29 protein-coding genes and 1 pseudogene are annotated in these 23,832 nt (G+C 55.9%); 20 read left to right on the forward strand and 10 right to left on the reverse strand.

Going from position 1 to position 23,832, the window contains the following annotated elements:
• Window positions 1-140 precede the first annotated feature (140 nt).
• The 3 genes from EE949_RS17030 (at window position 141) to EE949_RS17040 (ending at window position 3,305) form a co-directional block, all read left to right on the forward strand.
• Window positions 141-2,198 (forward strand): terminase large subunit domain-containing protein, encoded by a 2,058-nt coding sequence (locus EE949_RS17030; protein ID WP_122665341.1) that lies wholly within the window; start codon window positions 141-143, stop codon window positions 2,196-2,198.
• Entirely contained in the window at window positions 2,110-2,988 is an 879-nt protein-coding gene (locus EE949_RS17035) for a phage portal protein (RefSeq protein ID WP_162874478.1), read from the forward strand. Before EE949_RS17030 ends, EE949_RS17035 begins: the two co-directional genes overlap by 89 nt.
• A 68-nt stretch (window positions 2,989-3,056) precedes the next feature.
• Window positions 3,057-3,305, forward strand: a complete 249-nt coding sequence (locus EE949_RS17040) for an ogr/Delta-like zinc finger family protein (RefSeq protein ID WP_122665565.1) — start codon at window positions 3,057-3,059, stop codon at window positions 3,303-3,305.
• 66 nt (window positions 3,306-3,371) lie between these two features.
• Here the strand turns inward: EE949_RS17040 and EE949_RS29495 are convergent, their stop codons facing one another.
• On the reverse strand, window positions 3,372-3,548 hold the full coding sequence (locus tag EE949_RS29495; protein ID WP_162874437.1) for a hypothetical protein: 177 nt from the start codon (window positions 3,546-3,548) through the stop codon (window positions 3,372-3,374).
• A 91-nt stretch (window positions 3,549-3,639) separates the two neighbouring features.
• On the reverse strand, window positions 3,640-3,993 hold the full coding sequence (locus EE949_RS17045; protein WP_122665343.1) for a helix-turn-helix domain-containing protein: 354 nt from the start codon (window positions 3,991-3,993) through the stop codon (window positions 3,640-3,642).
• A 93-nt stretch (window positions 3,994-4,086) separates the two neighbouring features.
• Here EE949_RS17045 and EE949_RS17050 point away from each other — a divergent pair, with 93 nt between their 5' ends.
• The 8 genes from EE949_RS17050 to EE949_RS17085 all read left to right on the forward strand — a co-directional run bounded on the left by EE949_RS17050 (window position 4,087) and on the right by EE949_RS17085 (window position 9,284).
• Complete coding sequence (locus EE949_RS17050) at window positions 4,087-4,287, forward strand: DNA-binding protein (protein WP_122665344.1); 201 nt, start codon at window positions 4,087-4,089, stop codon at window positions 4,285-4,287.
• Window positions 4,288-4,316: 29 nt separating this feature from the next.
• The gene (locus EE949_RS17055) at window positions 4,317-4,796 is read left to right on the forward strand and encodes a YmfL family putative regulatory protein (RefSeq protein WP_275899021.1); all 480 of its coding nucleotides are present in this window, start codon (window positions 4,317-4,319) and stop codon (window positions 4,794-4,796) included.
• On the forward strand, window positions 4,793-5,158 hold the full coding sequence (locus EE949_RS17060) for a hypothetical protein (protein WP_122665346.1): 366 nt from the start codon (window positions 4,793-4,795) through the stop codon (window positions 5,156-5,158). Before EE949_RS17055 ends, EE949_RS17060 begins: the two co-directional genes overlap by 4 nt.
• 74 nt (window positions 5,159-5,232) lie before the next feature.
• Window positions 5,233-5,472 carry a hypothetical protein gene (locus EE949_RS17065; protein WP_122665347.1) on the forward strand — a complete coding sequence of 80 codons (240 nt, stop codon included), beginning with the start codon at window positions 5,233-5,235 and terminating at the stop codon, window positions 5,470-5,472.
• Window positions 5,469-8,162: a toprim domain-containing protein gene (locus EE949_RS17070; protein ID WP_122665348.1), complete on the forward strand. Its 2,694-nt coding sequence runs from the start codon at window positions 5,469-5,471 to the stop codon at window positions 8,160-8,162. Before EE949_RS17065 ends, EE949_RS17070 begins: the two co-directional genes overlap by 4 nt.
• 24 nt (window positions 8,163-8,186) lie before the next feature.
• Window positions 8,187-8,501 (forward strand): hypothetical protein, encoded by a 315-nt coding sequence (locus tag EE949_RS17075; RefSeq protein ID WP_122665349.1) that lies wholly within the window; start codon window positions 8,187-8,189, stop codon window positions 8,499-8,501.
• Between the two features lie 68 nt (window positions 8,502-8,569).
• The gene (locus EE949_RS17080; RefSeq protein WP_122665350.1) at window positions 8,570-8,848 is read left to right on the forward strand and encodes a hypothetical protein; all 279 of its coding nucleotides are present in this window, start codon (window positions 8,570-8,572) and stop codon (window positions 8,846-8,848) included.
• Window positions 8,841-9,284, forward strand: coding sequence for a DUF2528 family protein (locus EE949_RS17085; RefSeq protein ID WP_122665351.1), 444 nt, complete (start codon window positions 8,841-8,843; stop codon window positions 9,282-9,284). Before EE949_RS17080 ends, EE949_RS17085 begins: the two co-directional genes overlap by 8 nt.
• A 546-nt stretch (window positions 9,285-9,830) precedes the next feature.
• Here the strand turns inward: EE949_RS17085 and EE949_RS17100 are convergent.
• On the reverse strand, window positions 9,831-10,787 hold the full coding sequence (locus tag EE949_RS17100; protein WP_240350585.1) for a tyrosine-type recombinase/integrase: 957 nt from the start codon (window positions 10,785-10,787) through the stop codon (window positions 9,831-9,833).
• 236 nt (window positions 10,788-11,023) lie between these two features.
• Between EE949_RS17100 and EE949_RS29860 the strand changes: the two genes are divergently transcribed.
• From EE949_RS29860 to EE949_RS17115, 3 genes are all read left to right on the forward strand, one after another.
• Window positions 11,024-11,584: a hypothetical protein gene (locus tag EE949_RS29860; protein ID WP_240350584.1), complete on the forward strand. Its 561-nt coding sequence runs from the start codon at window positions 11,024-11,026 to the stop codon at window positions 11,582-11,584.
• Complete coding sequence (locus EE949_RS17110) at window positions 11,581-11,859, forward strand: hypothetical protein (RefSeq protein WP_122665355.1); 279 nt, start codon at window positions 11,581-11,583, stop codon at window positions 11,857-11,859. Before EE949_RS29860 ends, EE949_RS17110 begins: the two co-directional genes overlap by 4 nt.
• Before the next feature lie 426 nt (window positions 11,860-12,285).
• Window positions 12,286-12,528 carry a hypothetical protein gene (locus tag EE949_RS17115; protein WP_240350583.1) on the forward strand — a complete coding sequence of 81 codons (243 nt, stop codon included), beginning with the start codon at window positions 12,286-12,288 and terminating at the stop codon, window positions 12,526-12,528.
• A 229-nt stretch (window positions 12,529-12,757) separates the two neighbouring features.
• Here EE949_RS17115 and EE949_RS30285 read toward each other — a convergent pair whose 3' ends face one another.
• The 3 genes and pseudogenes from EE949_RS30285 to EE949_RS29660 all read right to left on the reverse strand — a co-directional run bounded on the left by EE949_RS30285 (window position 12,758) and on the right by EE949_RS29660 (window position 14,532).
• Window positions 12,758-13,213, reverse strand: coding sequence for a methyl-accepting chemotaxis protein (locus EE949_RS30285; protein WP_431194224.1), 456 nt, complete (start codon window positions 13,211-13,213; stop codon window positions 12,758-12,760).
• Between the two features lie 84 nt (window positions 13,214-13,297).
• Window positions 13,298-14,077 (reverse strand): annotated as a pseudogene (locus tag EE949_RS30290) (PAS domain-containing protein); the annotation flags it as partial.
• 302 nt (window positions 14,078-14,379) lie between these two features.
• Window positions 14,380-14,532 carry a hypothetical protein gene (locus EE949_RS29660; RefSeq protein ID WP_205504982.1) on the reverse strand — a complete coding sequence of 51 codons (153 nt, stop codon included), beginning with the start codon at window positions 14,530-14,532 and terminating at the stop codon, window positions 14,380-14,382.
• A 191-nt stretch (window positions 14,533-14,723) separates the two neighbouring features.
• On the opposite strand from EE949_RS29660, the gene EE949_RS17130 reads away from it, so the two are divergent.
• The gene (locus EE949_RS17130; RefSeq protein WP_122665357.1) at window positions 14,724-15,608 is read left to right on the forward strand and encodes a manganese catalase family protein; all 885 of its coding nucleotides are present in this window, start codon (window positions 14,724-14,726) and stop codon (window positions 15,606-15,608) included.
• A 48-nt stretch (window positions 15,609-15,656) separates the two neighbouring features.
• On the forward strand, window positions 15,657-15,896 hold the full coding sequence (locus tag EE949_RS17135) for a hypothetical protein (protein WP_122665358.1): 240 nt from the start codon (window positions 15,657-15,659) through the stop codon (window positions 15,894-15,896).
• Window positions 15,897-15,983: 87 nt separating this feature from the next.
• Here the strand turns inward: EE949_RS17135 and EE949_RS17140 are convergent, their stop codons facing one another.
• Window positions 15,984-16,598 (reverse strand): YitT family protein, encoded by a 615-nt coding sequence (locus EE949_RS17140; RefSeq protein WP_122665359.1) that lies wholly within the window; start codon window positions 16,596-16,598, stop codon window positions 15,984-15,986.
• Window positions 16,599-17,043: 445 nt separating this feature from the next.
• On the opposite strand from EE949_RS17140, the gene EE949_RS17145 reads away from it, so the two are divergent.
• From EE949_RS17145 to EE949_RS17155, 3 genes are all read left to right on the forward strand, one after another.
• Window positions 17,044-17,832 (forward strand): transporter substrate-binding domain-containing protein, encoded by a 789-nt coding sequence (locus EE949_RS17145; RefSeq protein ID WP_122665567.1) that lies wholly within the window; start codon window positions 17,044-17,046, stop codon window positions 17,830-17,832.
• 185 nt (window positions 17,833-18,017) lie between these two features.
• The gene (locus EE949_RS17150; protein WP_122665360.1) at window positions 18,018-18,806 is read left to right on the forward strand and encodes a transporter substrate-binding domain-containing protein; all 789 of its coding nucleotides are present in this window, start codon (window positions 18,018-18,020) and stop codon (window positions 18,804-18,806) included.
• A gap of 186 nt (window positions 18,807-18,992) precedes the next feature.
• Complete coding sequence (locus tag EE949_RS17155) at window positions 18,993-19,970, forward strand: ATPase (RefSeq protein ID WP_122665361.1); 978 nt, start codon at window positions 18,993-18,995, stop codon at window positions 19,968-19,970.
• 90 nt (window positions 19,971-20,060) lie between these two features.
• Here the strand turns inward: EE949_RS17155 and EE949_RS17160 are convergent, their stop codons facing one another.
• Both EE949_RS17160 and EE949_RS17165 read right to left on the reverse strand, forming a co-directional pair.
• Complete coding sequence (locus EE949_RS17160; protein ID WP_122665362.1) at window positions 20,061-21,080, reverse strand: branched-chain amino acid aminotransferase; 1,020 nt, start codon at window positions 21,078-21,080, stop codon at window positions 20,061-20,063.
• A 108-nt stretch (window positions 21,081-21,188) separates the two neighbouring features.
• The gene (locus EE949_RS17165; RefSeq protein ID WP_122665363.1) at window positions 21,189-22,073 is read right to left on the reverse strand and encodes a LysR family transcriptional regulator; all 885 of its coding nucleotides are present in this window, start codon (window positions 22,071-22,073) and stop codon (window positions 21,189-21,191) included.
• Window positions 22,074-22,194: 121 nt separating this feature from the next.
• On the opposite strand from EE949_RS17165, the gene EE949_RS17170 reads away from it, so the two are divergent.
• Window positions 22,195-22,620, forward strand: coding sequence for a VOC family protein (locus tag EE949_RS17170; RefSeq protein ID WP_122665364.1), 426 nt, complete (start codon window positions 22,195-22,197; stop codon window positions 22,618-22,620).
• 27 nt (window positions 22,621-22,647) lie between these two features.
• Here the strand turns inward: EE949_RS17170 and EE949_RS17175 are convergent, their stop codons facing one another.
• Window positions 22,648-23,538, reverse strand: a complete 891-nt coding sequence (locus tag EE949_RS17175; RefSeq protein ID WP_122665365.1) for a glycosyltransferase family 2 protein — start codon at window positions 23,536-23,538, stop codon at window positions 22,648-22,650.
• Window positions 23,539-23,832: the final 294 nt, after the last annotated feature.

Raw genomic sequence — 23,832 nt, forward strand, 5'->3', positions numbered from 1 at the left:
TGATTTGAGCCGCCAAGATAGGGAGCCGCGGAGCCTCCAACAATCAGTAAACTTTTGTCTTGGTCCTATTTCCACGATCTAGGATAAACACGGATTTTAACCCCGCGTTTCCTGCGTTTTCGCCGCATAGACTGCGGCCCATGTACTACTCAACCGAAGTCAAAGAAGCCGCCAAACGCCTGTTTCTGCGTCGCTGCAAAGCGAAGGAAATTCAGGCGCAGCTCAACCTGCCCAGCGTTCGGATCGTCTACTACTGGATCCGCCAAGGTTGCTGGGAGGACATGCTGACCGAAGAGGAGCCGCTGACGGCGGTCAGCCGGCGTATCACCCTGCTCCTGGATAAACCCGGGAGCCTGAGCAAGGCCGATCTGGACGAACTGGCGCAGCTGACCACCATTCGCGAGCGCCTGGCCAAACAGTGCGCCAAGCCTGCACCCACGCCGGTGAGCGATGAGCCACAGGACGGTGGCCAGCGTTCTGATGAACCGCGACGGGAGCGAAAGGACCGGGGGGATCGAGGCGATAAGGGCGGGAAAAAGCGGGAGAAGAAGCAAAAAAACGACATCAGCGACCTGACCGAAGTCGACTTCCTGGATAAATTCATATCCAAGATGTACCGCTATCAGCAGGAGCTGTTCGCCGCCAAGCAGAACCCGCTGACCTGCAGGATCCGGAACATCCTCAAAAGCCGCCAGGTGGGCCTGACCTACTATTTCGCTGGCGAAGCTTTCATGGATGCGGTGCTCAGCGGCGATAACCAGGTGTTCCTGTCTGCCAGCCGCTCACAGTCGGAGATCTTCCGCAGCTACATCATCCAGTTCGCCAAGCAATGGTTCGATATCGAGCTGACGGGCAACCCGATTGTTCTGAGCAACGGTGCAGAGCTGCGCTTTCTCAGCACCAACAGCAGTACCGCCCAGGGCTACCACGGGCACGTCTACGTCGATGAATACTTCTGGATCCGCGACTTCGACAAGCTCAGCACCGTGGCCAGCGCCATGGGTACCCACAAGAAATGGCGCAAAACCTACTTCTCGACGCCCAGCGCCGTATCGCACCAGGCGTACCCGTTTTGGTCAGGCGAAGCTTTCCGCAACAGCAAACGCGGGAAGAAAGCCGACGGCACCTGGCCTACCGAAGAGGCGTACACCCAGGGCGCGCTGTGTCCGGATGGCCAATGGCGCAAAACCATCACCCTGGACGATGCCATTGCCGGCGGCTGCGATCTGTTCGACATCGAGCAGCTGCAGCTGGAGTACGACGAGGACAAGTTTCAGCAGCTGTTCTACTGCAAGTTCATCGACAGCACGCAGAGCGCATTCGGCCTCAAGGATCTGGAGCGCTGCTACTCCGATCTGTCGCTGTGGGAAGACTACAACCCCGATCTGGAGCGGCCATTCGGCAACAGCCCGGTCTGGCTGGGCTACGACCCGAGTCGTACCCGGGACGACGCCACCTGTGTGGTGGTCGCGCCGCCGCTCGAACCCGGGGCAAAGTTCCGGATCCTGGAAAAGCACAGTTGGCGTGGCCATTCGTTCACCTACCAGGCCGCCCAGGTCAAAAAGCTCACCGAGCGCTTCAACGTGCAGCACATCGGGATCGATGTCACCGGCGTGGGCTATGGGGTGTTCGACCTGGTGCGCGACTTCTACGCCAAAGTCACACCGATCCACTACAGCCTCGATACCAAAAACACCCTGGTGCTCAAGGCTCAGGACACGATTCAGGGCAGCCGCATCGAATGGGACGCCGGCTGGACGGACATCGCTCAGGCCTTCCTGACCATCAAGCGGGGCACAACCACCAGCGGCCAGATCACCTACAGCGCATCGCGCACCGAAGCCACCGGCCATGCCGATATCGCTTGGGCGGTGATGCACGCCCTGGCAAACGAACCCCTCAACATCAACAAGCGGCGTCGCAGCCGCTACGTCACGAGCACCCACAGCAGCCATGGCCAACAAACGCAGAAAGCCTCAGGTAGTCCAACGACCGCAGCAACCCATGCGGTCATTCACCTTCGGGGAACCCGAGCAGGTCCTGTCGGGGAACATCGGCGAGTACGTGGGGGTGTTCCCCAGCGACGACGGCGAAATCTACAAGCCGCCTGTGTCACGCACGGGGTTGGCCAAGCTGCTGCGCGCCAACGCACACCACGGCGCCATCCCGAAGTTCAAGCGCAACCTGCTGCTGCGTGAGTTCATCGCCTCGGCAGGCTGCAGCACACAGACCATGGGCCGCGCTGGCCTTGATTACATGGTGTTCGGGGAGTCGTATTTCTATCGAAACTCCAACGCCTTCGGCCAAGTCCTGGAGCTGCAGCACCTCCCGGCCATCAACATGCGGGTCAAGGTCGACGGAGGCTTCGTGATGTTGCTGCCGGACAACAAGGAACTGGAGTTCGCCCAGGACGAGATCGAGCACGTGCTCGACTACGACGTCGAACAGAACATCTACGGCGTCCCGGACTACCTGGGCGGTCTGCAGGCGCTGTTGCTCAACGAAGCCGCGACTCTGTTTCGCCGGCGCTACTACAGCAACGGTGCGCACGCCGGATACATTTTCTACACCAACGACCCGGACCTGACCGAGGAAGACGAGGACGAGCTGCGCTCCCAGATCAGCGCCAGTAAGGGCGTGGGCAACTTCAGATCGATGTTCGTGAACATCCCGAACGGCAAGGAAAACGCTATTCAGATCATCCCCGTGGGTGACTTCCAGGCGAAGGACGAGCTGGAGAAGGTCAAGAACATCACCCGTAACGACGTGATCGCCGCCTGGCGCATGAACCCCGCGCTGGCAGGAATCATCCCGGAGAACAGCGGCGGCTTCGGCGATATCGAGAAGATCGATCGGGTGTACACAAGCAACGAGATCCGGCCCATCTGTCAACTTTTCGACCAGGTGAACGATACCTTGCGAGCAGACAGGCGAATCGCCTGGCGAGAAACGCCATCAGCAGGTGAAAACACTACAGAAGGTGTCTAGCTAAGAGAATGCCACTACAGATTGTGGCAAAATGCTGGCAATTGGCTGCCCCTGGGGAGGGACACGAGATGCGGGTTACATGTAAGTGCGGACACAAGGGGCGGATTTCGTCGACTGAGAGGTTTTCGGTGGACTTCGCAAAACTGTATTGCCAGTGCCTGGACGCGAAATGCGGGCACACCTGGGTGGCAAATCTTTCGTTTTCACATACGCTCAGCCCGTCCGCGCAGGCTATGGACCGGCTGCTCTTCGACAGCCTCAAGAACTTGTCACGGACCCAACAGCGGGAGCTGTTCGATCAGTTGGGGGCGGCGTGATGCTGGGCGGGAACGCCAGCCGAAATGGCCAGCGTTCAATAACTGATTTGGGCACGATTGTGAGTCTTACTCGTCGTCAGCCGACTCGGCTAAGAATCCGGCTATACGCCGGATTTGTTTTCGACTGCTCTCGGGCATCTGGCGATAGAGCTGCAGCAAGCGTACTTCTAGATCAGTCAATTCTGACCACTCATAACCAACAGTTTCGCGATAACGACTTTCATATGTCTTGCGATCCAACATGCGTATTTCTCCATTAAGTGCATGACTGAATCGACGTTATCGGGGCAAGTACCGCTTTGCAGAACGCAAAAGGCTGGATTACATGACACATCTAGATTTGCTGCGAAGTTCCCATCGCCTCGGCGGCCATCGACTTCACAATGCGTCGAACCGTTTTTTGGTCATCTGCGGGCAATTGCCTAAATTGCTCGATCAATTCTACTTCGGCCTGATCAAGCCCTTCTGCAGGGGGCCGCGAGCGCAGTCCAGTAAGCACGTAGCCCGCGTCTACCTTGCACTCCGTCAAGGCCGACACATACCTCAGATCCAACGAATTCGCGCCCAGTTCGTAGTTCTTCTGCGTCCCCCGACTGACCCCTAACAGCGTTCCAAACTCAGTTTGATTCATGCCAAGGCGCTCACGCTCTTCCCTTAGGCGATCACCAACTCCATCAGCTATGAGCATTTTTTTATTCACACCCTATTGACCTGATCATTTTTTTGACCAAGAATCACCACAGACAAACAGAAACCACCACAAACAAACAGAGTACACATCATGCCCGCCACCGTTACGCCCGAGCAAGCCCGGGCCGCTCTCGATCACAAGGGGGTCAGCATCGCGGAATTCAGTCGCCAGCACGGACTGAACAAAAATTTAGTCAGCGACCTATTGAACGGTCGGCTCAAAGGTCGCCGCGGGGAGGCACATCGCGCCGCAGTGTTGCTAGGTATCAAAAACGGCGTGATCGCACAGTAATGGCACAGGTCAGCAGGGAAAAGCAGAACATGAAAAGCCCAGTTCTAAAGACTCGCCGCGAAGTAGTAAGCGCAATTATTTGCAGCTATCCAGGCGGTCGCGAATGCGCTGCCGCTCGCATCGGCCTGGCATTGAAGAAGTTCGACAACCACGCCTATGAAAACAACAACAGCCGGCCCTTAAGCGACGCTCAGCTTTACCAGCTTGAGCAAGAAGCTGGCACGCAGCATTTCCCTAACTACGTCGCTTCCATGTATGGCGGTTTGTTCGTCCCGGTCCCGGATCCGGATGAACTGGATAACGTCGAAATGTATGCGCTCTCCGTTCAAGTATCTGCAAAGCGTGGGTGTGTCGACCAAGAGATTGCCAAGGCCCTTGCGGACGGTGTGATTAACGAGGCCGAGGCAGAGCACATTCTCAACGCACACAACCTGCACATGGCCGCACGCCACGCCGAAGTGCTGTCAGCCATCGATCTGTACCGCGCCAAATCAGGGACCGCCCAATGAACAATGAGCCTGCAGTACAGGAATATCAGGACGTGCTTAAAGCGGCTGCTTTGGCTTTCCTGGAGCGCCACCAGTGCGAGCACCTGGGCAATGACCAGCAGTTGTTTGCCCGTGCTGTTCAACACCTCGTCGCTGACTACGACGTTCTGACTCAGATGGCCGAACGAATGGTTCACCTGGCCTGCAGCGACATGAGCGTGATTCGCGATCGGCAACGCCTCGACGTCCTCAACAGCTCGACAACCCATTCGGTGATTGTCGACCCAACAACCGGCCACGCCTGGGCAATCCCGGTCAGCCTGATCTACGAACGCATCATCAACGCACCGGACAACGGGCGTTACCGCTTAGCCAACTCGTAACACCAAACCCAACACATTGCCTGCCCCACACCCCGTGGGTTTGGGTGAGCTGCGCCCGAATTCGAGGTTTCACGATGGGAAACGCCGTAATTGTTACCACCCAACTGCCGCCGGCAGAGGCTGAAGCCTTGCTGGCAGCCCTGCGTGAACAGTACCGACTGAACCTCAACGAGTACTGGTATGCCGACCAATTCCGCCTGGTGGCGGATGGTCTGCGCCATGGCGCAATCATCGCCCACGTCCCGGTAATGGCCGCGCAAAAACGCCTTATGGCAGCCCTGTCCCACAGCCTCAACGCAGTGAAGCAATCATGAGAGACGATCTACGTCACGACGTCCTGCAGCGCATCGAATCCGACTTCGGCCTCAAACACCGGCCCGGCACCGATTACATGCGCGGCGGCACCTGCCCAAAATGTAATAAAAGGGAGCTGTACACCCGCTTTGAGAAACCTTGGCAGCTCAACTGTGGACGTCAAGAAAAATGCGGCCACACCGTACATGTCAAAGAAATCTATGCCGACCTTTTCGAAGACTGGAGCAAGCGCGTTCCGGCTACTGAAAACGCGCCTTCGGCTACAGCACGGGCGTATCTGGAGTTTTCCCGTGGCTTCGATATTTCACTGATCGGTAACTGGTTTACCCAGGACACATACTACTCAAGCCAGCACAACGCCGGCAGCGCTACCGTTCGGTTTGCCTTGGAGAAAGGCGGGTATTGGGAGCGGCTGATCGACAAACCCGCACGCTTCGGGAAGATGAAAGCTCGGTTTATGCCAGGCGAGAGCTATAAGGGCGTCTGGTGGTGTCCGCCGAACGTCGACCTGGCCACCGTTAAAGAGCTATGGATTGTCGAGGGTATCTTTGATGCGATCGCCCTGGGGCACCATGACATTGCCGCCGTATCTGCCATGTCCTCCAACGCATTCCCGGCTGACTCTCTTAAATCACTGGCAGCAGCACGCCAGGGCAGTCTGCCGAAGCTGGTATGGGCGCTGGATAACGAACCCGGTGCACACGCTTACACGAAGCGCTGGGTGCGTATGGCTCGCGAGCTGGGCTTTACTTGCGAAGCGGCGCAGATCCCCCAGCGCGATAACAGAAAGGTCGACTGGAACGATCTTCACCAGCGTTGGCAGTTCCTGGACGAAGGCGAGAAGCGCGATGTTCAGGTCGACAAAGACATAACCACCGCCCGCCACTTCGGTGCTCTTCTGATCGCTGAGAACGCGACCGAAAAAGCCCTGGTCATGTTCGATTGGAAGCGCCGGAGCGAATTCCACCTGGAGTTCGGCAACCGCCTTTACTGGTTCAGACTCGATCTGGACAAGTACAACAAAGCGATCCAGGAGCTGGAAGAAAGCGAGCACCACGACGATCAGCAGCTGAACAACAAACAGATGCGGGCAAAGGCCATGCAACAGTGCGGTGCGCTGCAGCGGATCGCCACCTGCAATCCGAAAGCCCTGTACTACCAGGAAAACAAGCTGACCGACGAGTCTTGGTACTACTTCCGGATCACGTTTGCTCACGATGCTGCGCCGATCAAGAACACCTTCACCAGCTCGCAGATCTCCTCCTCTGCCGAGTTCAAGAAGCGCCTGCTTGGCATCGCCCCGGGCGGGATGTTCACCGGGACCACACAGCAACTGGACGCGTTTATCGAAGAGCAGACAGATGCGCTCAAAACCGTCCAGACCATCGACTTCACCGGCTACACCAAAGAGCACGGCGCTTATGTCTATGGCGACGTAGCGGTGCGCGACGGGAAAGTGTTCAAGCTCAATGAAGAAGACTTCTTCGACATGGAGCGCCTGAGCATCAAGACGCTTAGTCAGTCGGTGATTCTCAACCTGAACACCGATCTCGAGAAATTCGATACCGAGTGGCTGGACATCATCTGGGAATGTTTCGGTCCCAAAGGACTGGTCGCGCTCGCCTTCTGGTTCGGATCCCTGTTCGCGGAGCAGATCCGCCAGTACCAGAAAAGCTACCCCTTCGCCGAAATCATCGGTGAGCCTGGTGCGGGTAAATCCACCCTGATCGAATTTCTGTGGAAGCTTTGCGGCCGTATCGATTACGAGGGCTTCGACCCAACCAAAGGCACGCCAGTTGCTCGAGCACGGAACTTCGCCCAAGTCGGCAACCTGCCCGTGGTGCTGATCGAGTCAGAGCGGGAAAAGACCGACGGCAGCCAGACCAAGCAGTACGACTGGGACGAACTCAAGACCGCCTACAACGGCCGCAGCGTTCGCTCCACCGGCGTTAAGAACAACGGCAACGACACACGTGAACCGCCGTTCCGTGGTGTCGTGGTGATCGGTCAGAACCATGCGGTGAATGCGTCCGAACCCATCCTGCAGCGTCTGGTGCACATCGCCATGACCAAGGATGGTCAGACCCCACAGACCAAGCTGTTGGTGGAGAAGCTGGAGCGTATGCCGGTCGACCGCGTGAGTGGGTTTCTGGTCAAGGCCACGATGAAAGAAAGCAGCGTGATGCAGACCGTCCGTGAACAGGTACCGATTTACGAACAGCAGCTGCTGGCCCTACCTGAGATTCGCACCGTCCGGATTGCCAAGAATCACGCCCAGTTGCACGCGCTTGTCGACGCCTTGGTACACGTCGTACCGCTGACCAAGCAGCAGATCAAAGCCACCCATGCAGAGATCCAGAGCATGGCCAAAGAGCGCCAGTTGGCGATCAACGCAGACCACCCGATCGTCGTTGAGTTCTGGGAGTTGTACGAGTACCTGAACAGCACCGCCGGTGGCCTCAACCATTCCCGAAACGAGGGGCTGATCGCGGTGAACCTGAACGACTTTGCGAAGGAAGCGGCAGAGAAACGCCAGAAGGTGCCCGACCTGACCGAGCTGAAACGCCACCTGAAAACCAGCAAGTGCCCCAAATTTATCGAAACCAACCGGAACGTGTGTTCGGCCTGGGACGTCGACGCGGCTAACAAAGCCAAAACCGTACGGTGCTGGATTTTCCAGGCCGCTTGATGAACGCACAGAGGAGTACCGGCAATGCAAGTTGAAGTCGTTATCGAATCCCGCACCACGGATGCAGCAGACCAGATTCCCTTTCTCATCGCCTGCCTCAAGGAGACCAGCGACGGCATGCCTATCGTCCACGCGGATGCGTATGCGGTTGAGGGGCTGCTGGGGATTTTGGAGATTCGCGCCGCTCGCGGTGAGCGGGAAATTCTGGTGATGGGCTGCAGCCGTGACCACATTCAAGCGGTTTTGGAATGGCAGTCAGAGACAGATGGCAACGTCGATCTGAAGGACTTGGTAATTCACCTGGTGCGACCGGTTCCGGCTGAACAGAGCGCCGGTTAACCCCGGTAAAGCAAGGGCGTCGAGGAGTTCGTACCTCCCCGACACCAACCACCACAGAGGGCAACACCATGCAAGCACAGCACCAAAGCAGTGGCGGCACGAAGGCTACCACAACACCCGAACAAAGCGCGCAAGCCACCCGCCACCTGCTGACGATCCGCATCGTTGGTACAGCGCTTTTCGAGTACCAGGTACGCAAGACCCCCGATGCCCGTGTCCGGCTCGAGTCGTTGGCCACTTTCGCAATGGCACAAGGCGACCTAACCGAAATCGAGGCACTGGTCGTCGCCAATGTACTTGCCATACCTACTAAATCTATCCAGCAGCAGGGCCGAAATCATGTCTGAGCAAACCAATATCAAGCGTTTCAAAGTAAGCGAGTCCTGGAAAGATTACGAGGTGCTGCTTGAGGTCAATCTCGATGTGTTGACGCCTGATCGGGCCGCCATGATCAACAGCTACCTTTCCGACGATAAAACCAGGTTGATGGATGAAGATGGCGACGTCATACGCGTTGCGATCCGAATGGCTGGCTCCACCATGATCAGGATCATGCTCGAGCAAGGTGGGGCAGGTTTCACCCCGGCCTTCAAGAATATATTCGGTGACAATCCCGGCCTCATCTGGACCCACGACCTGCATAGTACCGACGGTTTTGGCGGCTGTGAGGCGGACGAGAAGCCTTATGGCTGGTGCGGTATGCGGGTGATAGGTGCCGAAGTCGACGTGCCCGGGTTCTTTGAAGTCGAGCTCAAAGAATTACCAGCCCCGACGGAAGACTGACCATGCAGGGAACAGAAAGAATCCGACCACCGCTGGCCAGCCATCGCCTTGACCTGCCAAGCATCTGCGATATCTGTGAATTCGCACGATCAATTCCAAGACACCAGCTCTGCAGCAAGATCCGTCAGCAGCGCAAAGCTGATGAATGGGCGGCAGTCATGGCTGAAAATAAAGCTGCTCGAGCAGCGAGGGAGAAGCGCTATGCCCGGTGAGGATCAACCAGGAACGGTTGATCTGATCCGCTCGCTGCATGAACTGATCCGACAGCTACAGCGTCCGGCGGTTGCGCCAGAACATGAACTGTGGACCTCGCAGGACATAGCTGCCTACCTGAAACTGTCGGGCGACACTGTAGAGCGTAGGATCGTTGTTCAGCCGAGTTTCCCCATGAGCGTCCAACCTTGTGCAACGGGAGTGAAAGCGGCGAAAAGATGGTTTGCGGCAGAGGTTATTGTTTGGTTGCGCCAACATCGTGCGAGATTGCCCGTCGCTAGGCGAGCCAGACAAACCGCGTGAATGAAAGCCTGCGTACCCCGCAGGCTTTTTTTATCCCAGACGTTCAGCCACTTCGGATGCCGTGGCGTTGTAGTAAATCATCAGGGATTTGAGATCCTTGTGACCGGTGATACGCGCCAGGTCCAACACCTCAACCTTGCGGGCAAGCCGCGTAATGGCTTCATGCCGGGTGTCATGAAAGGTCAGGCCATCAATTTTTAGCTCGTCTCGGATCTTGCGAAACATAGTGTCCGCCGATGCCGACTCGAGCTTGAATAAGCGATCGCTACCGCCCTTCCCTTCCAACATCGGCACCAACAACTCTCCCGCCCGCTTACTCAACGGAACATTCCGAGTAGAGCCATTTTTTGTTTTGGGTAGATGAACGAAGCGCTCGCGCAAATTCACCCACTTCGCGGTCATACCCAAGATCTCGCCTTGCCTCATTGCAGTTTCGATAGCGATGAGGAATGCATACGCCAACTCTTGCAGCAGAGTCACCGGCGGCTGCCCCTCAACATAGCCAAACCGATTGATCAGCGCGCTAATTTCACCGGTAGCAACACGTCGTTCGCGAGGCGGGCCATTACTCGGCCTTTTGGCATCTCGAACAGGGTTGACCAGGCACGTTTTCCACTCCCGCCTAGCGATTTCAAACACGGAAGATAGAAGTGTCATCTCACGCCGCACAGTCGAGCTCTTGACCTTTTTCAGCCGCCCATCCCGCCATTGAGCGACCTGCTCTGACGTGATGTTGCCCATAAGCTCTCCTACCCATTCAAGCTCCCGGTCAAACCTATCCAACCGAAGTTCCTCCCAACGCTGGCCTTCCTTGGTAGGAGAAACATCCCGTTTGTATCTGCCCAGGGCTTCCGAAACAGTCATCGAGACGCTTGCGCGGGATGTCCCGCTCTGAGCCATGATTTCAGTTTCACGAGCAATTGCCCATGCGACGGCTGCAGCCTTGGTATCGAACGTTTGGGAGTCACGCACACCCAGCTTCACCACCTCGGCCCTCCAACCACCGCTCCGTTTCCTATATGAAGCCATACACCCTCCTGGCGTAAAAATGGCGTAAAGGCTAACACGGAGAAACACGAACCTGCCGTCTGCTGTCGTTGGTGAACATCAGTTTCGCCCAGCGTGGCCGGGGATTACCGGTTTTTGCCGCTACCTGCCGTTTACTGTCACAGGACTCCCGTGTCCCCCTCGGGGCACCACGACACACTTCAAGCTGCTGCTCAATGCAGCTTGAATACAAAGAAACCGGCCATTGCGCCGGTTTTTTTGTGCTTGATTATCGGACCACCCCACCTGCAGAACAAACGCCCAGCAATTTAGAACCCGATCCCATTTCCCCAGTCGAACAGCGCATGTTTTATCCCAAGGATATGGAATTCATGCCTCTGCGCTTCGCTTCGATCTCCCTCGCCGCCTTTACCTTGCTCAACCTCGCCGCCTGTACTCACTACCGCTATGTCAAACCTGAAACCGAGCAGGGACAACGCTGTGTCGCCCAGCTGGATGCAAGAGTCCAGTCCTGTGAAAAGCTCGCGGAGGAAAGCGTTCAGGGCCAGCGGGCGACTTACGAAGGCCGAATGGTTGGCTATCGAGCGTGCATGCAGCAGACCCCAGCGACCCCGCAAATTTCCAACCCCTGTGGCTCGGAGCCGGTCGACCCTGGCGCGGCGCAAAGCAAGATCTGTCGGCAGAATTACAAAGAGTCGTTCATTGACTGCGGCGGTCGCCTGGAAGAGATCAAGGATAGCCAAGCCTCTCATCCCGCTAAAGGCGCAACACCATGACGTCACAACCGAGCTACCTCTTCGCCTCGCTGAGGCAGCCCGATGATGCAGGCGTTACCGCACTGGTAACGTTCGGCCTGGTGACCACGGAAGATGAGGTTTTTTATCTGGTTATTCGCTATATCGATTACCCAAACATCGTTGAAGGCGACCATCTCTATCATTCACTTGAAGAAGTGCTTGAAGCTGCAAGCGCGGAGTACGGGATAGGCCCACCAGATTGGCGAGACCTTTCGGCGGATGAAATCAGCGAAGTTGGAGCAAATATTCGCTGACGTTTCAGTATCGCTCTGATTGTGAGAACGCAAGTTACCTATTCCTCACTGTCAAACCTTATCGCCTACTCACCTGCACACCCATCTGATCCGTATTTTTCTCCCCCATCTGAATCTGTATTGCAATCGCCCTCCCCCTGATAATAAAGCCACCCCGACAGCCTGAACCCTTCAACTGATCGGGTCGTTCTTGACGTGATTCTGAACGTGCTACATCACCCATCTTCGGGAGGCCTTATGGGCAAGCTTACGATCTACATGGCGATCTTTTTAGTGGCTGCAATCGGCGTGGGCCTGCTGGGTACCATTCCTCCGGGCTGAGGAAGGCGCGGTATCGACCGACAAGACTGGACACAAAGTACCCGTTTGATCTGCATGACACTGTAGGGGCCACAACTACACTTTCCTTTTTATGGAGGAAAGACCATGTCAGTGCCTGATGACCCCACCCCTGCCTTGCTTGCCAGCCTCGACCAAAACATCAACGCGCTACGTGCGGCCATGGACGAGGTTCGAATCTGGCTCGATGAGCGCGGCGCAGTAGACGCCGCCGACAGCATCGCCAGCCACTTACAGATCATCGAAGACAACACCGACGGCATTACGGCCGGGATGGCTGATCTGGTGGCGCGCTGGAAACCGGAGAGTCAGGCTGATCCTGAGGATTGATTGCGAATCTGGTCTGGCCACCCAGCTCTGCCTGCAGGATTGCATTCCACTGTGGGAGCTGAGCTTGCTCGCGATAAGGCTGGACTCGGTTCACTTTAGATCGCGTCCGGCCTTATCGCGAGCAAGCTCGGCTCCCACAGAGACGCGCTGCCCTGACCGATCTGCAAGATCTGCAGCCTGAGACGAGCAATCAAACCAAGCCCGGTCTAATCCGGGCCTGGTTGATCAATCACCCCGAAACCTGATTCGCAAACTGCCCCACCGCGTTCACTACCTGCTTGGCCCCGTCCTGAATCTCGACGATGACTCTGCCTGCCTGACCTGACAGCTCCAGGCCTTGTTCTGCCTGTTTTTTACCGTGTTCGATAACGCCCACGGCTTGTTCTGCCAGTGCCTGGTTTTTCTGCACCACGTCGACAATTTCGGCGGTGGCGGCGCTGGTGCGGGAAGCGAGTTGGCGGACTTCGTCGGCAACAACGGCAAAGCCTCGGCCTTGTTCACCAGCGCGGGCGGCTTCGATGGCGGCGTTGAGGGCCAACAGGTTGGTTTGATCGGCAATGCTGCTGATGGCAGTGATGATCGAACCGATGATTTGCGATTGCTTGTCGAGTGCGCCGATGCCCTCTACGGCGAGCTCCATCTGCGAAGCCAGGGCGCGCATGACGTCGACGGTTTCCTTGACCACGATGCTGCCTTTGCGTGCAGTTTCGTCGGTGTGTTTGGAAATCGTGAAGGCAATTTTTGCCGCTTCGGAAACGGCCTCTTCGCGTTCGACTTGCTCAGTGATAACAGTCGCGAATTTCACGATTTTGTAGAGACGATTGTGCGCGTCTGTAACCGGGTTGTAAGAAGCCTCCAGCCAGACCGAATGACCACGGCTGTCGATACGTTTGAAGCGATCGACCACGAACTCACCACGGCGCAGCTTTTCCCAGAACACTTGATACTGCTGGGAGTTGGCTTCCTGTGCCTCACAGAAAATACTGTGGTGTTTGCCAACCACTTGCGCCAGCGAGTAGCCCATGGAATCCAGAAAGCGCTGGTTGGCAGTCAGCACGTTGCCGCTCAAATCAAATTCAATAACCGCGGTGGAGCGTTGCAGCGCTTCGATCAGGTTCTCGTGCTCACGGGAAGTCTCGATGGTGCGCGTCAGGTCACTGGCGTACAAAGAGAACTGTATGACCTTGCCAGCGCTGTTGGTCACCGGCTGAACAATCACCCGCAGCCACGCCTCTTTCTGGTCGCCACGGAAAATCTGCAGGGCGCCCGCCCAGTGCTTGCCTTGCTGAATGGCTTTGCTCATGCGCGCAAAGTGGTCGGTACTCTGAGCGTACTTGGGGACCAGCTCTACCAGCAAACGGCCGACCAGCTCTTTACTCGTGTAGCGCATTTCCTGTTCAAACTTACTGTTAACTGACTCGATTTTGCCGCGCTCATTGAGGTTGATGGACAGCATTTCAATCTCAAGACTGTCGCGTACCTGCTCCATGGTCGAAAGCTTTTCGCTTATCGTTAATAACTCCTGCTTCAATCGTTTATTGAAAATCATAAAGCAGTCACTCCGCACACATTTTTTATAGAGGCAGGCAAGCGCAATCAAAAGTGATTATTCGCCGTGTCTAGGCTTGATAACGGCAGCGACGTCTAAGACTTGAGGCTCTAAAACAAGGTTTTGCAGCGCAGTGAGGTAACTCGCGGATTAACGCGGGATACACAGTTGAATAAATTAGATAATTGAAAAATTGGATCCAGAATACACCCGTACTTCAGGTGGGTTATTAACGAAACAACCGGGTGTTTCTATAATTAAATAGTGGTTTTTTATCCATCGTCAAAATGTGAAAAATTCGCTCATGTTCGATCCATGCGCAGTACTTTGCGCCACCAGGGTTGTTCCCATGTTTGAGGCGCAGGCATGACCTCGTGGGTCAGCCAGCGACGCAAGGCACGGTTTTCCGGGACGTAGTGGTGAACCAGAAAGATCGCAGCGCAAGCTGGCCCCACGCTAGCAATCCAAAAAAATCCAACGCCCCCTCTCACACATCCGGTCGAATCCAAATACCTGCCGGTTCTTGAATTTTTCGGCCGCTGGTCAACTTTCCGGAACGGCGCTTCTCCTCGATTGCTCTCTTTCCTGTGGCCACGCAGATGACCACACAGCCGTTTTGGCCAAAATAAAGTTGAGGATTGAAACCATGTTTATGCATAACCGACGTTTGCAATACACCGTGCGTGTAGCAAGACCGGATCCGGGGTTGGCTAATCTTCTACTTGAGCAGTTTGGTGGAGCCCAGGGGGAATTGGCAGCCGCCGCGCGCTATTTCACGCAAGCCCTGGCCGAGGAAGATGCAGGCCGCAAAGACCTGTTGATGGACATCGCTACAGAAGAGCTGAGCCACCTGGAGATCATCGGCTCGATCATCTGCATGCTCAACCGTGGCGGTAAAGGCCAACTGGCCGAAGGCATCCAGGAAGAAGGCGAACTGTATCGGGCGATCAATGGCGCCGGTAACGATTCGCACATCACCAGCCTGTTGTACGGCGGCGGTGCGCCGCTGACCAACTCGGCCGGCGTGCCATGGACTGCCGCCTACGTCGATACCATTGGCGAACCGACTGCCGACTTTCGCTCCAACATCGCCGCCGAAGCGCGGGCGAAGATCGTTTACGAACGCCTGATGAACGTCACTGATGATCCCGGTATCAAAGAGGCGCTGGGCTTCCTGATGACCCGGGAAATAGCCCACCAGAAGTCGTTCGAAAAGGCACTGCAATCCATTCAACCGAACTTCCCGCAAGGCAAGCTGCCGGGCATGCCGGAATTCACCAACGTCTACTTCAACATGTCCAACGGCGGCCCTGACCTGCGCGGCCCGTGGAACGAAGGGGAAGAGTGGGAATACGTCGAGTCGCCTGAGCCTGCTGTTGACGGCGGCGATGGCAGCGCCTCGGTGGTGCTGTCATCTGACGATGAAGAAGTGCTGCTCAACCTGAAAAACCGAACCATGTCCGATCCGGATTCAAACCCGATCACAGCGGCTGATCTGGGCTCCGGCTTCGTACAAGGAAAGAGCGCTTGATCACAACACAACGCAATGATCTGCCCACCAACGAGCCAGGAGGTCGTCATGGATTTATCGGAACACTCGCCCCATCAGGATTTCGAATCGCTGGAGGCTGAACCTGCGGTATTTGATTCAACGCTGAAAAGCTTTGATCAGCAGGCGCTCAACCTCAAACGCGGCTTTCGGGTGAATCAAACACTCCACAGCCTGCGTACACTCGGGCAATTGACCCGAGAGCTTCAGTCGAAATCTGGTAGCCGTTATGCAGCAATCAGCTATCGGTCAGGCCCGCCGCCAGAGTAAAGACCAGTGACGCACTGCATTACAAACAAGAGCAGGCCCCTTACCGGACCTGCTCTTTTTTATTCATTCGCCGATTCTGAAAAGGGCTCAGGCGGTGTAGCGATGCGGCCGGTGGTTAACGGCGATGATCAGGTTGAGCACGATGGCGCCCGCGATGGAGGCCAGCAGTATCGGCAGGCTCACGAGGTACAGCGAACCCAGTACGACGAGTACGTCCACGACCATTTGCAATTTGCCCGCGCGCAGACCGATGCGGTCCTGCAGGTACAGCGCGAGGATATTGATCCCGCCCAGGCTTGCCTTGTGACGGAACAGGACGATGAACCCAAGGCCCATCATGATGTTGCCGAACAGCGCCGCGTAGATAGGCTGCAGTTGATCGATGTGGATGAACCGCGCATGCAGTTCAGAGAACACTGACACCAGCGCTACCGAGCAGAAGGTCTTAATGGTAAACGCCCAGCCCATGCGGCGAATGGCCAGGTAATAGAACGGCAAGTTAATGAGGAAGAACGCCACACCGAATGACAAATGGGTCGCGTAGCTGATCAAAAAGGCGATCCCGGCGCTGCTACCGGTCACCCCGCCCACTTGGCGAAGCATCATTACCCCGAAGGACACCATCAATGTGCCGATGACGATCGCAAATATGTCTTCGAAAGTGGAGTGCTTGACGGTTTGCGTGGCGGCGATCTGGGTCATGGCGAACTCTTGAAAGGCGTAAGGATGAATAGCAGGCAAGCAGAGCACTGCAAACCAAAGCGCGCATAGATTACCCAGAAAAAGACCAATGCGCGCTAAAAATAGATAAATATGCGTGTATCACGCACAAACAATCAAAAAACGCACTACTTATGCACCACACCGCACTGCAGTGGTGCGTCGTATCGCGCTTGTCAAATAACCCGCCGCTGCTGGAGTGAATGGAGACTCCTGGTAGGAGCGAATTTATTCGCGAAAGCGGTGTATCAGATGCAGATACTTTCCAGCAGAAATGCCTTCGCGAATGAATTCGCTCCCACGAGAAACAGTGCAGTCAGGTGTTTATGCGGTGAATGCCCCCGTAAACCGCGAACGATGGCATCGGTGAGCATTGTCAGGCAGGATTACCGCCGCTTTATCACTTAACTTTCGAGTGTTGCCTGCCATGAATAATAAGAAACTTTGCATCACCGCTACCCTGCTGTTCAGTTGCTCCAGCGTCGCCCTAGCGCAGGATTCAGGCTCTCACCTGGACAAGGTGTTGCAGTCAGGTGTGTTGGCCGTTTGCACCACCGGTGATTACAAGCCCTACACTTTTCTGCGCGAAGATGGCGAATATGAAGGCATCGACATCGAAATGGCCCGCACGCTGGCGCAAAGCCTTGGGGTGAAAATCCAGTGGGTACCGACCACCTGGAAAACCCTGATGCCGGACATGCTTGCCGGTAAGTGCGATGTGACCATGGGCGGTGTGTCGGTGACGCTGGAGCGCCAGAAGAAAGCCTTCTTCAGTAACACGCTGGATGTGGACGGCAAGATCCCCCTGACCCGCTGCGAAGATCAGGCGCTGTATCAAACCATCGAGCAGATCAACAAGCCGTCCGTGCGTTTGATCGAGCCCGCCGGCGGTACCAATGAAGCCTTTGTTCGCGCCCATCTGCCAGCAGCGCAGTTGGCTTTCCATGACAACAAAACCATTTTCCAGGAGCTGCTGGACAAGAAAGCCGACGTGATGATTACCGATTCATCCGAAGCCTTGTACCAGCAGAAGCGCATGCCCGGGCTATGCGCGATCAACCCGACGCGCTACATGCAGTACGGCGAAAAGGCTTACCTGCTGCCACGGGACGACATCACCTGGAAGGCCTATGTCGATCAATGGCTGCACCTGAGCAAGGCGACCGGTACTTATCAGACCGTGGTCAGCCACTGGCTGGCGGTGCCGGGGCAGTAATTCCCCCATAGACTCATTCGATGATGCGTAGGAGCTGCCGAAGGCTGCGATAGCGGTGTGTCAGGTCAAAGGCTTCGCAGCCTTCGGCAGCTCCTACAGGAATACATTCCAACTCAATAAATCGTGCATATGGCTTCGTTCTTGCTTTGTCCGCAGCATCCTTCCGATCGTCGAGCTCGACTCTTATGAAAAACATGAAACACAGCGCAACAGCCGCCCTGCTCTTCGGGCTGTCGAGTTTTGCCCAGGCACAAGAATTGCCGTCTCATCTGGACAAGGTGCTGCAAGAAGGACAACTGGCGGTGTGCACTACAGGGGATTACAAACCGTATTCTTTCCTGCGCGAGGATGGTGAATACGAAGGCATCGATATCGAACTGGCGCGCGCTCTGGCGCAAAGTCTGGGCGTAAAAGTGCAATGGGTGCCGAGCACCTGGAAAACGCTGGTGCCGGACATGGTGGCCGAGAAGTGCGACATCGCCGTAGGTGGCATCTCGGTAACGCTAGAGCGCCAGAAGAAGGTCTTCTTCAGCAGCACGCTGGACGTCGACGGCAAGATCCCGCTGGCGCGCTGTGAAGATGTGGCGCTGTATCAAACCATCGAGCAGATCAACAAGCCGACGGTGCGCCTGATCGAACCGGCAGGCGGCACCAACGAAGCCTTCGCCCGTGCGTTCCTGCCCAATGCGCAATTGGCCTTCCACGACAACAAGACGATCTTCCAGGAACTGCTGGATAAAAAAGCCGACGTGATGATCACTGAAGCGTCCGAAGCGCTCTATCAGCAAAAGCGTATGCCGGGCTTGTGTGCGATCAACCCGACCCACTCCCTGCAATACGGTGAAAAGGCGTATTTGCTGCCGCGTGGTGATGTGGCCTGGAAGGGCTACGTCGATCAGTGGCTGCATCTGAGCAAAGCGACGGGGGCGTATCAGAAAACTGTCGGTAACTGGCTGGCCGTGCCTGCCCAGTGACTGATGACGTGGGACCGGCTTCAGCCGGGAAGGCTGCATGACTAATGATACAAATGCAGCGACTGTGCAGGACCATTCCCGGCTAAAGCCGGTCCCACGGCATCTGCATACGGCCTTGAGGTCTATTGCAGGACACAGTTATGTCAAAGACACTACGACGTGCTTCTGACCTGTCGGACCTGCCAGATGAAAACCAACAAAAGCATTACCCGGGCGTTCTGTGTCGAGCTTCAGGAAGAGGTGTCTATCAGCGCTGCGCGTCGCGAGTACTTTTCCCTGGAAGAGCCTCGGCAGCGTTTCGAGTTTCTCTGCTCCAGCGAGCCCTGTCGCAAGCTTGGGGCAAAGATCACGGGCGTGCGCTATGACGTGAAGCCTCAGGACAACCCGACGTTTGTGTCGGCCCACTTTCGCGCCAATCCACATTCCGATCACCACCCGGATTGCGAATGGATTGATGAGCAGGCTGAAGAAAACCAGCCGCCTGTTGATATTGAAGAAACCGAGCCGCAAACACGCATCCGCAAGGCCAAACGCAAGCTCGATGACTATATCGATGTCTTTGACCCCACGATAAAAACGTCAGGTGTAGAAAAGAGCAAAGAAGCCAAGCCTGCTGCTGTTGCCGTTCAGGTAGCGGACGAACCTGCGGCCGTTAAAACGCCAAAGGTAAAGCCACCTCGCGACAGCGAAACACGCACCAATAATCTCGAACGGCTCGTGGACAGTTATCGTCAAGCCAAAGCGCAGTTGCCCGCAGATGACTTCAAATTGCTGACCTTGAAGATTCCCGGACAAGGTGAGCAGACGTTGCGCTCCTATTTCCGGCATATCAAATACGCGAAGCTGGGCGATAACGGGCGGGTGCTTTACGGCGGTGGTCTGGTGGAACGTTATGGGCTGGGCTTCAAGTTCAAGTTCTTTGACCGCCTTGAGGGCAAACTGGTAACGCTGTACGTGTCACCTGCACAGATGAAAGCGTACCGATCCAGCCGATACATCAGCGAATTGCTGAGCCATGCCGATGAAGTGAAGTTCTTCACGGTATATGTACTGGGCGAAGTGAGCGAGAGCCCGTCGGGCAAGAGCATCAGTTTGAGTGTGGGAGACTTGCGGCACCTGGTGATTGTGCTGGGGCCGGCGAAGGACGCAAATTCTACGAAGTAGAGGATATCTGTAGGAGCTGCCGAAGGCTGCGAAAGCGGTCTGTCTGACACAGCCTCGTTCGCAGCCTTCGGCAGCTCCTACAGGTTTACATCAAACCTTGACGATCCAGCCCGCTGGCGCTTCAACGTCGCCCGACTGTACGCCGGTCAGCTCTGCGTAGAGCTTGCGGGTGACAGGGCCGACTTCGGTTTCGCTGTAGAACACATGCAGCTTGTCCTTGTAGGAAATCCCGCCGATTGGCGTGATCACCGCAGCGGTGCCGCAAGCGCCGGCTTCTTTGAAGTCAGAAATCTTGTCGATGAACACGTCACCTTCAACGACCTTCAAACCCAAGCGGCTCTGCGCCAGTTCAATCAACGACAGACGGGTGATACCCGGCAGCACGGACGGCGACTTCGGCGTCACGAACACGTCGTCGTGAGTGATGGCAAAGAAGTTGGCCGAGCCGACTTCTTCGATCTTGGTGTGGGTTTGCGGGTCCAGATAGATGGCATCCGCGAAGCTCAGTTTCTTGGCTTCGGAACCCGGCATCAGGCTGGCTGCATAGTTACCGCCGACCTTGGCTGCGCCGGTACCTTGTGGCGCCGCGCGGTCGTAGCCGGAGATCACGAAGTTGTTCGGTTTCAGGCCACCTTTGAAATAGGCACCCACCGGGATGCAGAAGATCGAGAAGATGAACTCGGGCGCGGTACGCACGCCGATGTTGTCACCCACGCCGATCACGAACGGGCGCAGATACAGCGCGCCGCCGGAGCCGTACGGCGGGATGAAACGCTCGTTGGCAGCAACGACTTTTTTGCACGCCTCGATGAACACATCGGTCGGCACTTGCGGCATCAACAGACGACCACAGCTGCGCTGCATGCGCAGGGCGTTCTGGTCAGGGCGGAACAGGTTGATCGAGCCGTCCTTGCAGCGATAAGCCTTCAGGCCTTCGAAACACTGCTGGCCGTAATGCAGCGCGGTGGAGCCTTCGCTGATGTGCAGCACGTTATCTTCAGTCAACGAGCCCTCATCCCACGCGCCATCGCGCCAATGAGAGAGGTAGCGCATATCAGTTTTGATGTAGTCGAAACCCAGAGTGTCCCAATTAATGCTGTCGTGACTCATAACGCCCTCTTTCATTTAGCGGCTGCCTGGACGAATCAGGCCATGGCCGTATTCTGCCAGATCATCCGCGGCTTGCGGCCCGAAAAACACATAAACCTTGATACATGTTCAATCTGGCAATTGCGCATTACCTGCTTCGGGAGCCAGGCAATCAGTAAACAGCTTGTGCAGCGGCAAGTCGCGCTGGCTACGACGCATCATCAACACCACTTCGCGGTAAAACGTGAGATCGCCCAGGCTGATCACCTGCACTCTGGCATCCCGCTCCAGCCACAGACCGGCCCGAGGTATCAGAGAAATGCCCAGCCCGCTTTCAACGAACTTGACGATGGCGTCCAGCTCGTCCAGCTCCAGCGCCACATGCACCTCAATCTGTTGTTCACGCAAAAACCGGGTGACCTGACGCCCACCAAACGACGCCCGGTCATAGCGCACATGCGGCTGTTCAGCCAAGAGTTTGAGCGGGTCAGATTCTTCGAGATCCAGTGGAACGATCAGCACAAAAGGTTCGGTTTCCAGAACTTGCACATGTAGCTCTTTGGGTAACTCGAATGGCGGCTTGATCAGAATTGCCACATCCAGTTCACCGGCATCCAGCTGGCTCAGCAAGTTTAATGACACACCCGGCACCAGCTTGGCCTCAACCGCCGGCGCACGACGCCGCAATCGCAGCAACGCCTGAGGCAGAAAACCGGTTTGCGCACTGGCAATCGCACCGATCTTCATTTCACCGCGATATTCCTCAGGGTCCACTGGCGTCGACATGCGGTTGAACAACTCGAACATTTCCTGAGCCATGGGCAGCGCACGAATACCGGCCGCATTGAGAATGGCCTGTCGTCCGGTGCGATCAAACAAACGCACACCTAGCGCCTGTTCGAGATTCTTGATCTGCGAGCTGACCGCCGATTGGGTCAAACCGATGTGCATACCCGCTGCCGCGAACGTGCCGTAACGGGCTACGGCCAGGAAGGTTTTCAATTCACGCAGCATAAGCCGCTCCATTGATCGATTTTTTTTGAGCTGAGCAGTGAATATATCCGCTTTGTATAAATTTATTCTTATCTAAAATAAATCGTCTTCAATAGCCTTCTTCATAAAAAGGATATTTACCGTGAGCCTCGCCCCCTTCCATTTGGCAATCCCCGTTTACGACCTGGCAGCCGCGCGCCACTTCTACACTGAAGTGTTCGGTTTCACTGAGGGTCGCTCAAGCGATCATTGGGTTGATTACGATTTCTATGGCCACCAGTTGGTGATCCACGAACACCCCAAAACCGCCTCGCAGGAGTCGGCAGGCACTAACGTCGTGGACGGCCATGACGTGCCGGTGCCTCACTTTGGCGTGGTGTTGAGTTGGGAAGACTGGGAAATCCTGGCGGAGCGCATGCACTCACAAGGTATAAAGTTCGTGATCGAACCTTATGTGCGCTTCAAGGGCGAAGTGGGCGAGCAAGCCACCATGTTCTTCTTCGACCCCTGTGGCAACGCCCTGGAATTCAAGGCGTTCAAAGACATCGGTCAACTGTTCGCCAAGTAAGGCAAACGCTGGTGCCATGTCACTTGCTCAGTGACTCAGCACCAGCCGCTTGAAGCGTGTCAGGGTCTTCATGTTCATGTGCCGCAGCGGGATGGAGCGCAACAGGCTCCAGGCGTGTTTCTTGTCCGAGACCACCGCGTATTTGAGCGCCTTGTGCACGATCAAGGTTCTGCCCTTGTGATAATCGCGATGCGACTTATAAGGCGCGATGGTCTGCAGATCCGCGTCCAGTAGCACTTTGTATTTGCGCGAGAGGTTATTCGCGTGCCGACGATAGCGGGTGACGCATACCGGCAGCACGTCAATACAATAACCCTGATGAGCAATCTTCAGGGTCATCTGGAAATCCTGAACCCTGATATTCGGATCGTAAAACCCGGCAGCCTTGATGGCATCCAGGCGATAAAGCGCGACCGGCGCACCCACCACAACGGCCCCCCTGAGAACTTGCTCAAACTTGAGGTATTCAATGTAGTCGCGATGCTGGCGCTTAGTATCTCGACCCTCACTGTCCATATAAATAATCAAGGCGCCGACACATCCCACATGGGGGTGCTTATCCAGATACTCCGCACGTACTCTCACAGAGTCGGGCAACATAATGTCGTCCAGATCCGGGGTCGCAACATAAGTCCCTTTGGCGTATTGCATGCCGTGATTAAGGGCTGCACTGACACCCTGGTTTTCTTGCTGGTAAAGCTGAAACGTATACTTTGACTGAAGTGATTGCAGCAGGGCGAAACTGTTATCCGTCGAACCATCGTCCACGACAATAACTTCGAAGTTCTCATAGTCCTGAGCAAAGATACTTGCCATGGCGTCTTCAAGAAACTTTTCCGCGTTATAGCAAGGCGCGACAATCGAGACGAGAGGCGGAGCACTAGCGAGCGGCTGTTCTGTGGAGAGTTCGGTCATCATCACATTTCGGAATGGCTTCAACGAAAACGATTGTAACGATCCCGAGTAATCAACGCACGTTTGTTATAGATATTCAGCCCAAGCTGGTGAACGCCTCATGAAAATCGTCCGTTCAACGAAGCCAATCGACTCATATCGAGACGGATTAACCTCCCTTGCAGCCAAGCCATTACTTTGACACCCCTTAAACCCTGCCTTTCCAGCCCCACCATTGAAGTCATTAATTTGACTTGCAAACTCTCTCGATTACGCTCAGCCCGTGACACGTCAGACAGGACCTTCCCGCCTTACTCG

Origin of the sequence: Pseudomonas viridiflava, from assembly GCF_900602065.1 — a bacterium.
Lineage (GTDB): Bacteria > Pseudomonadota > Gammaproteobacteria > Pseudomonadales > Pseudomonadaceae > Aquipseudomonas.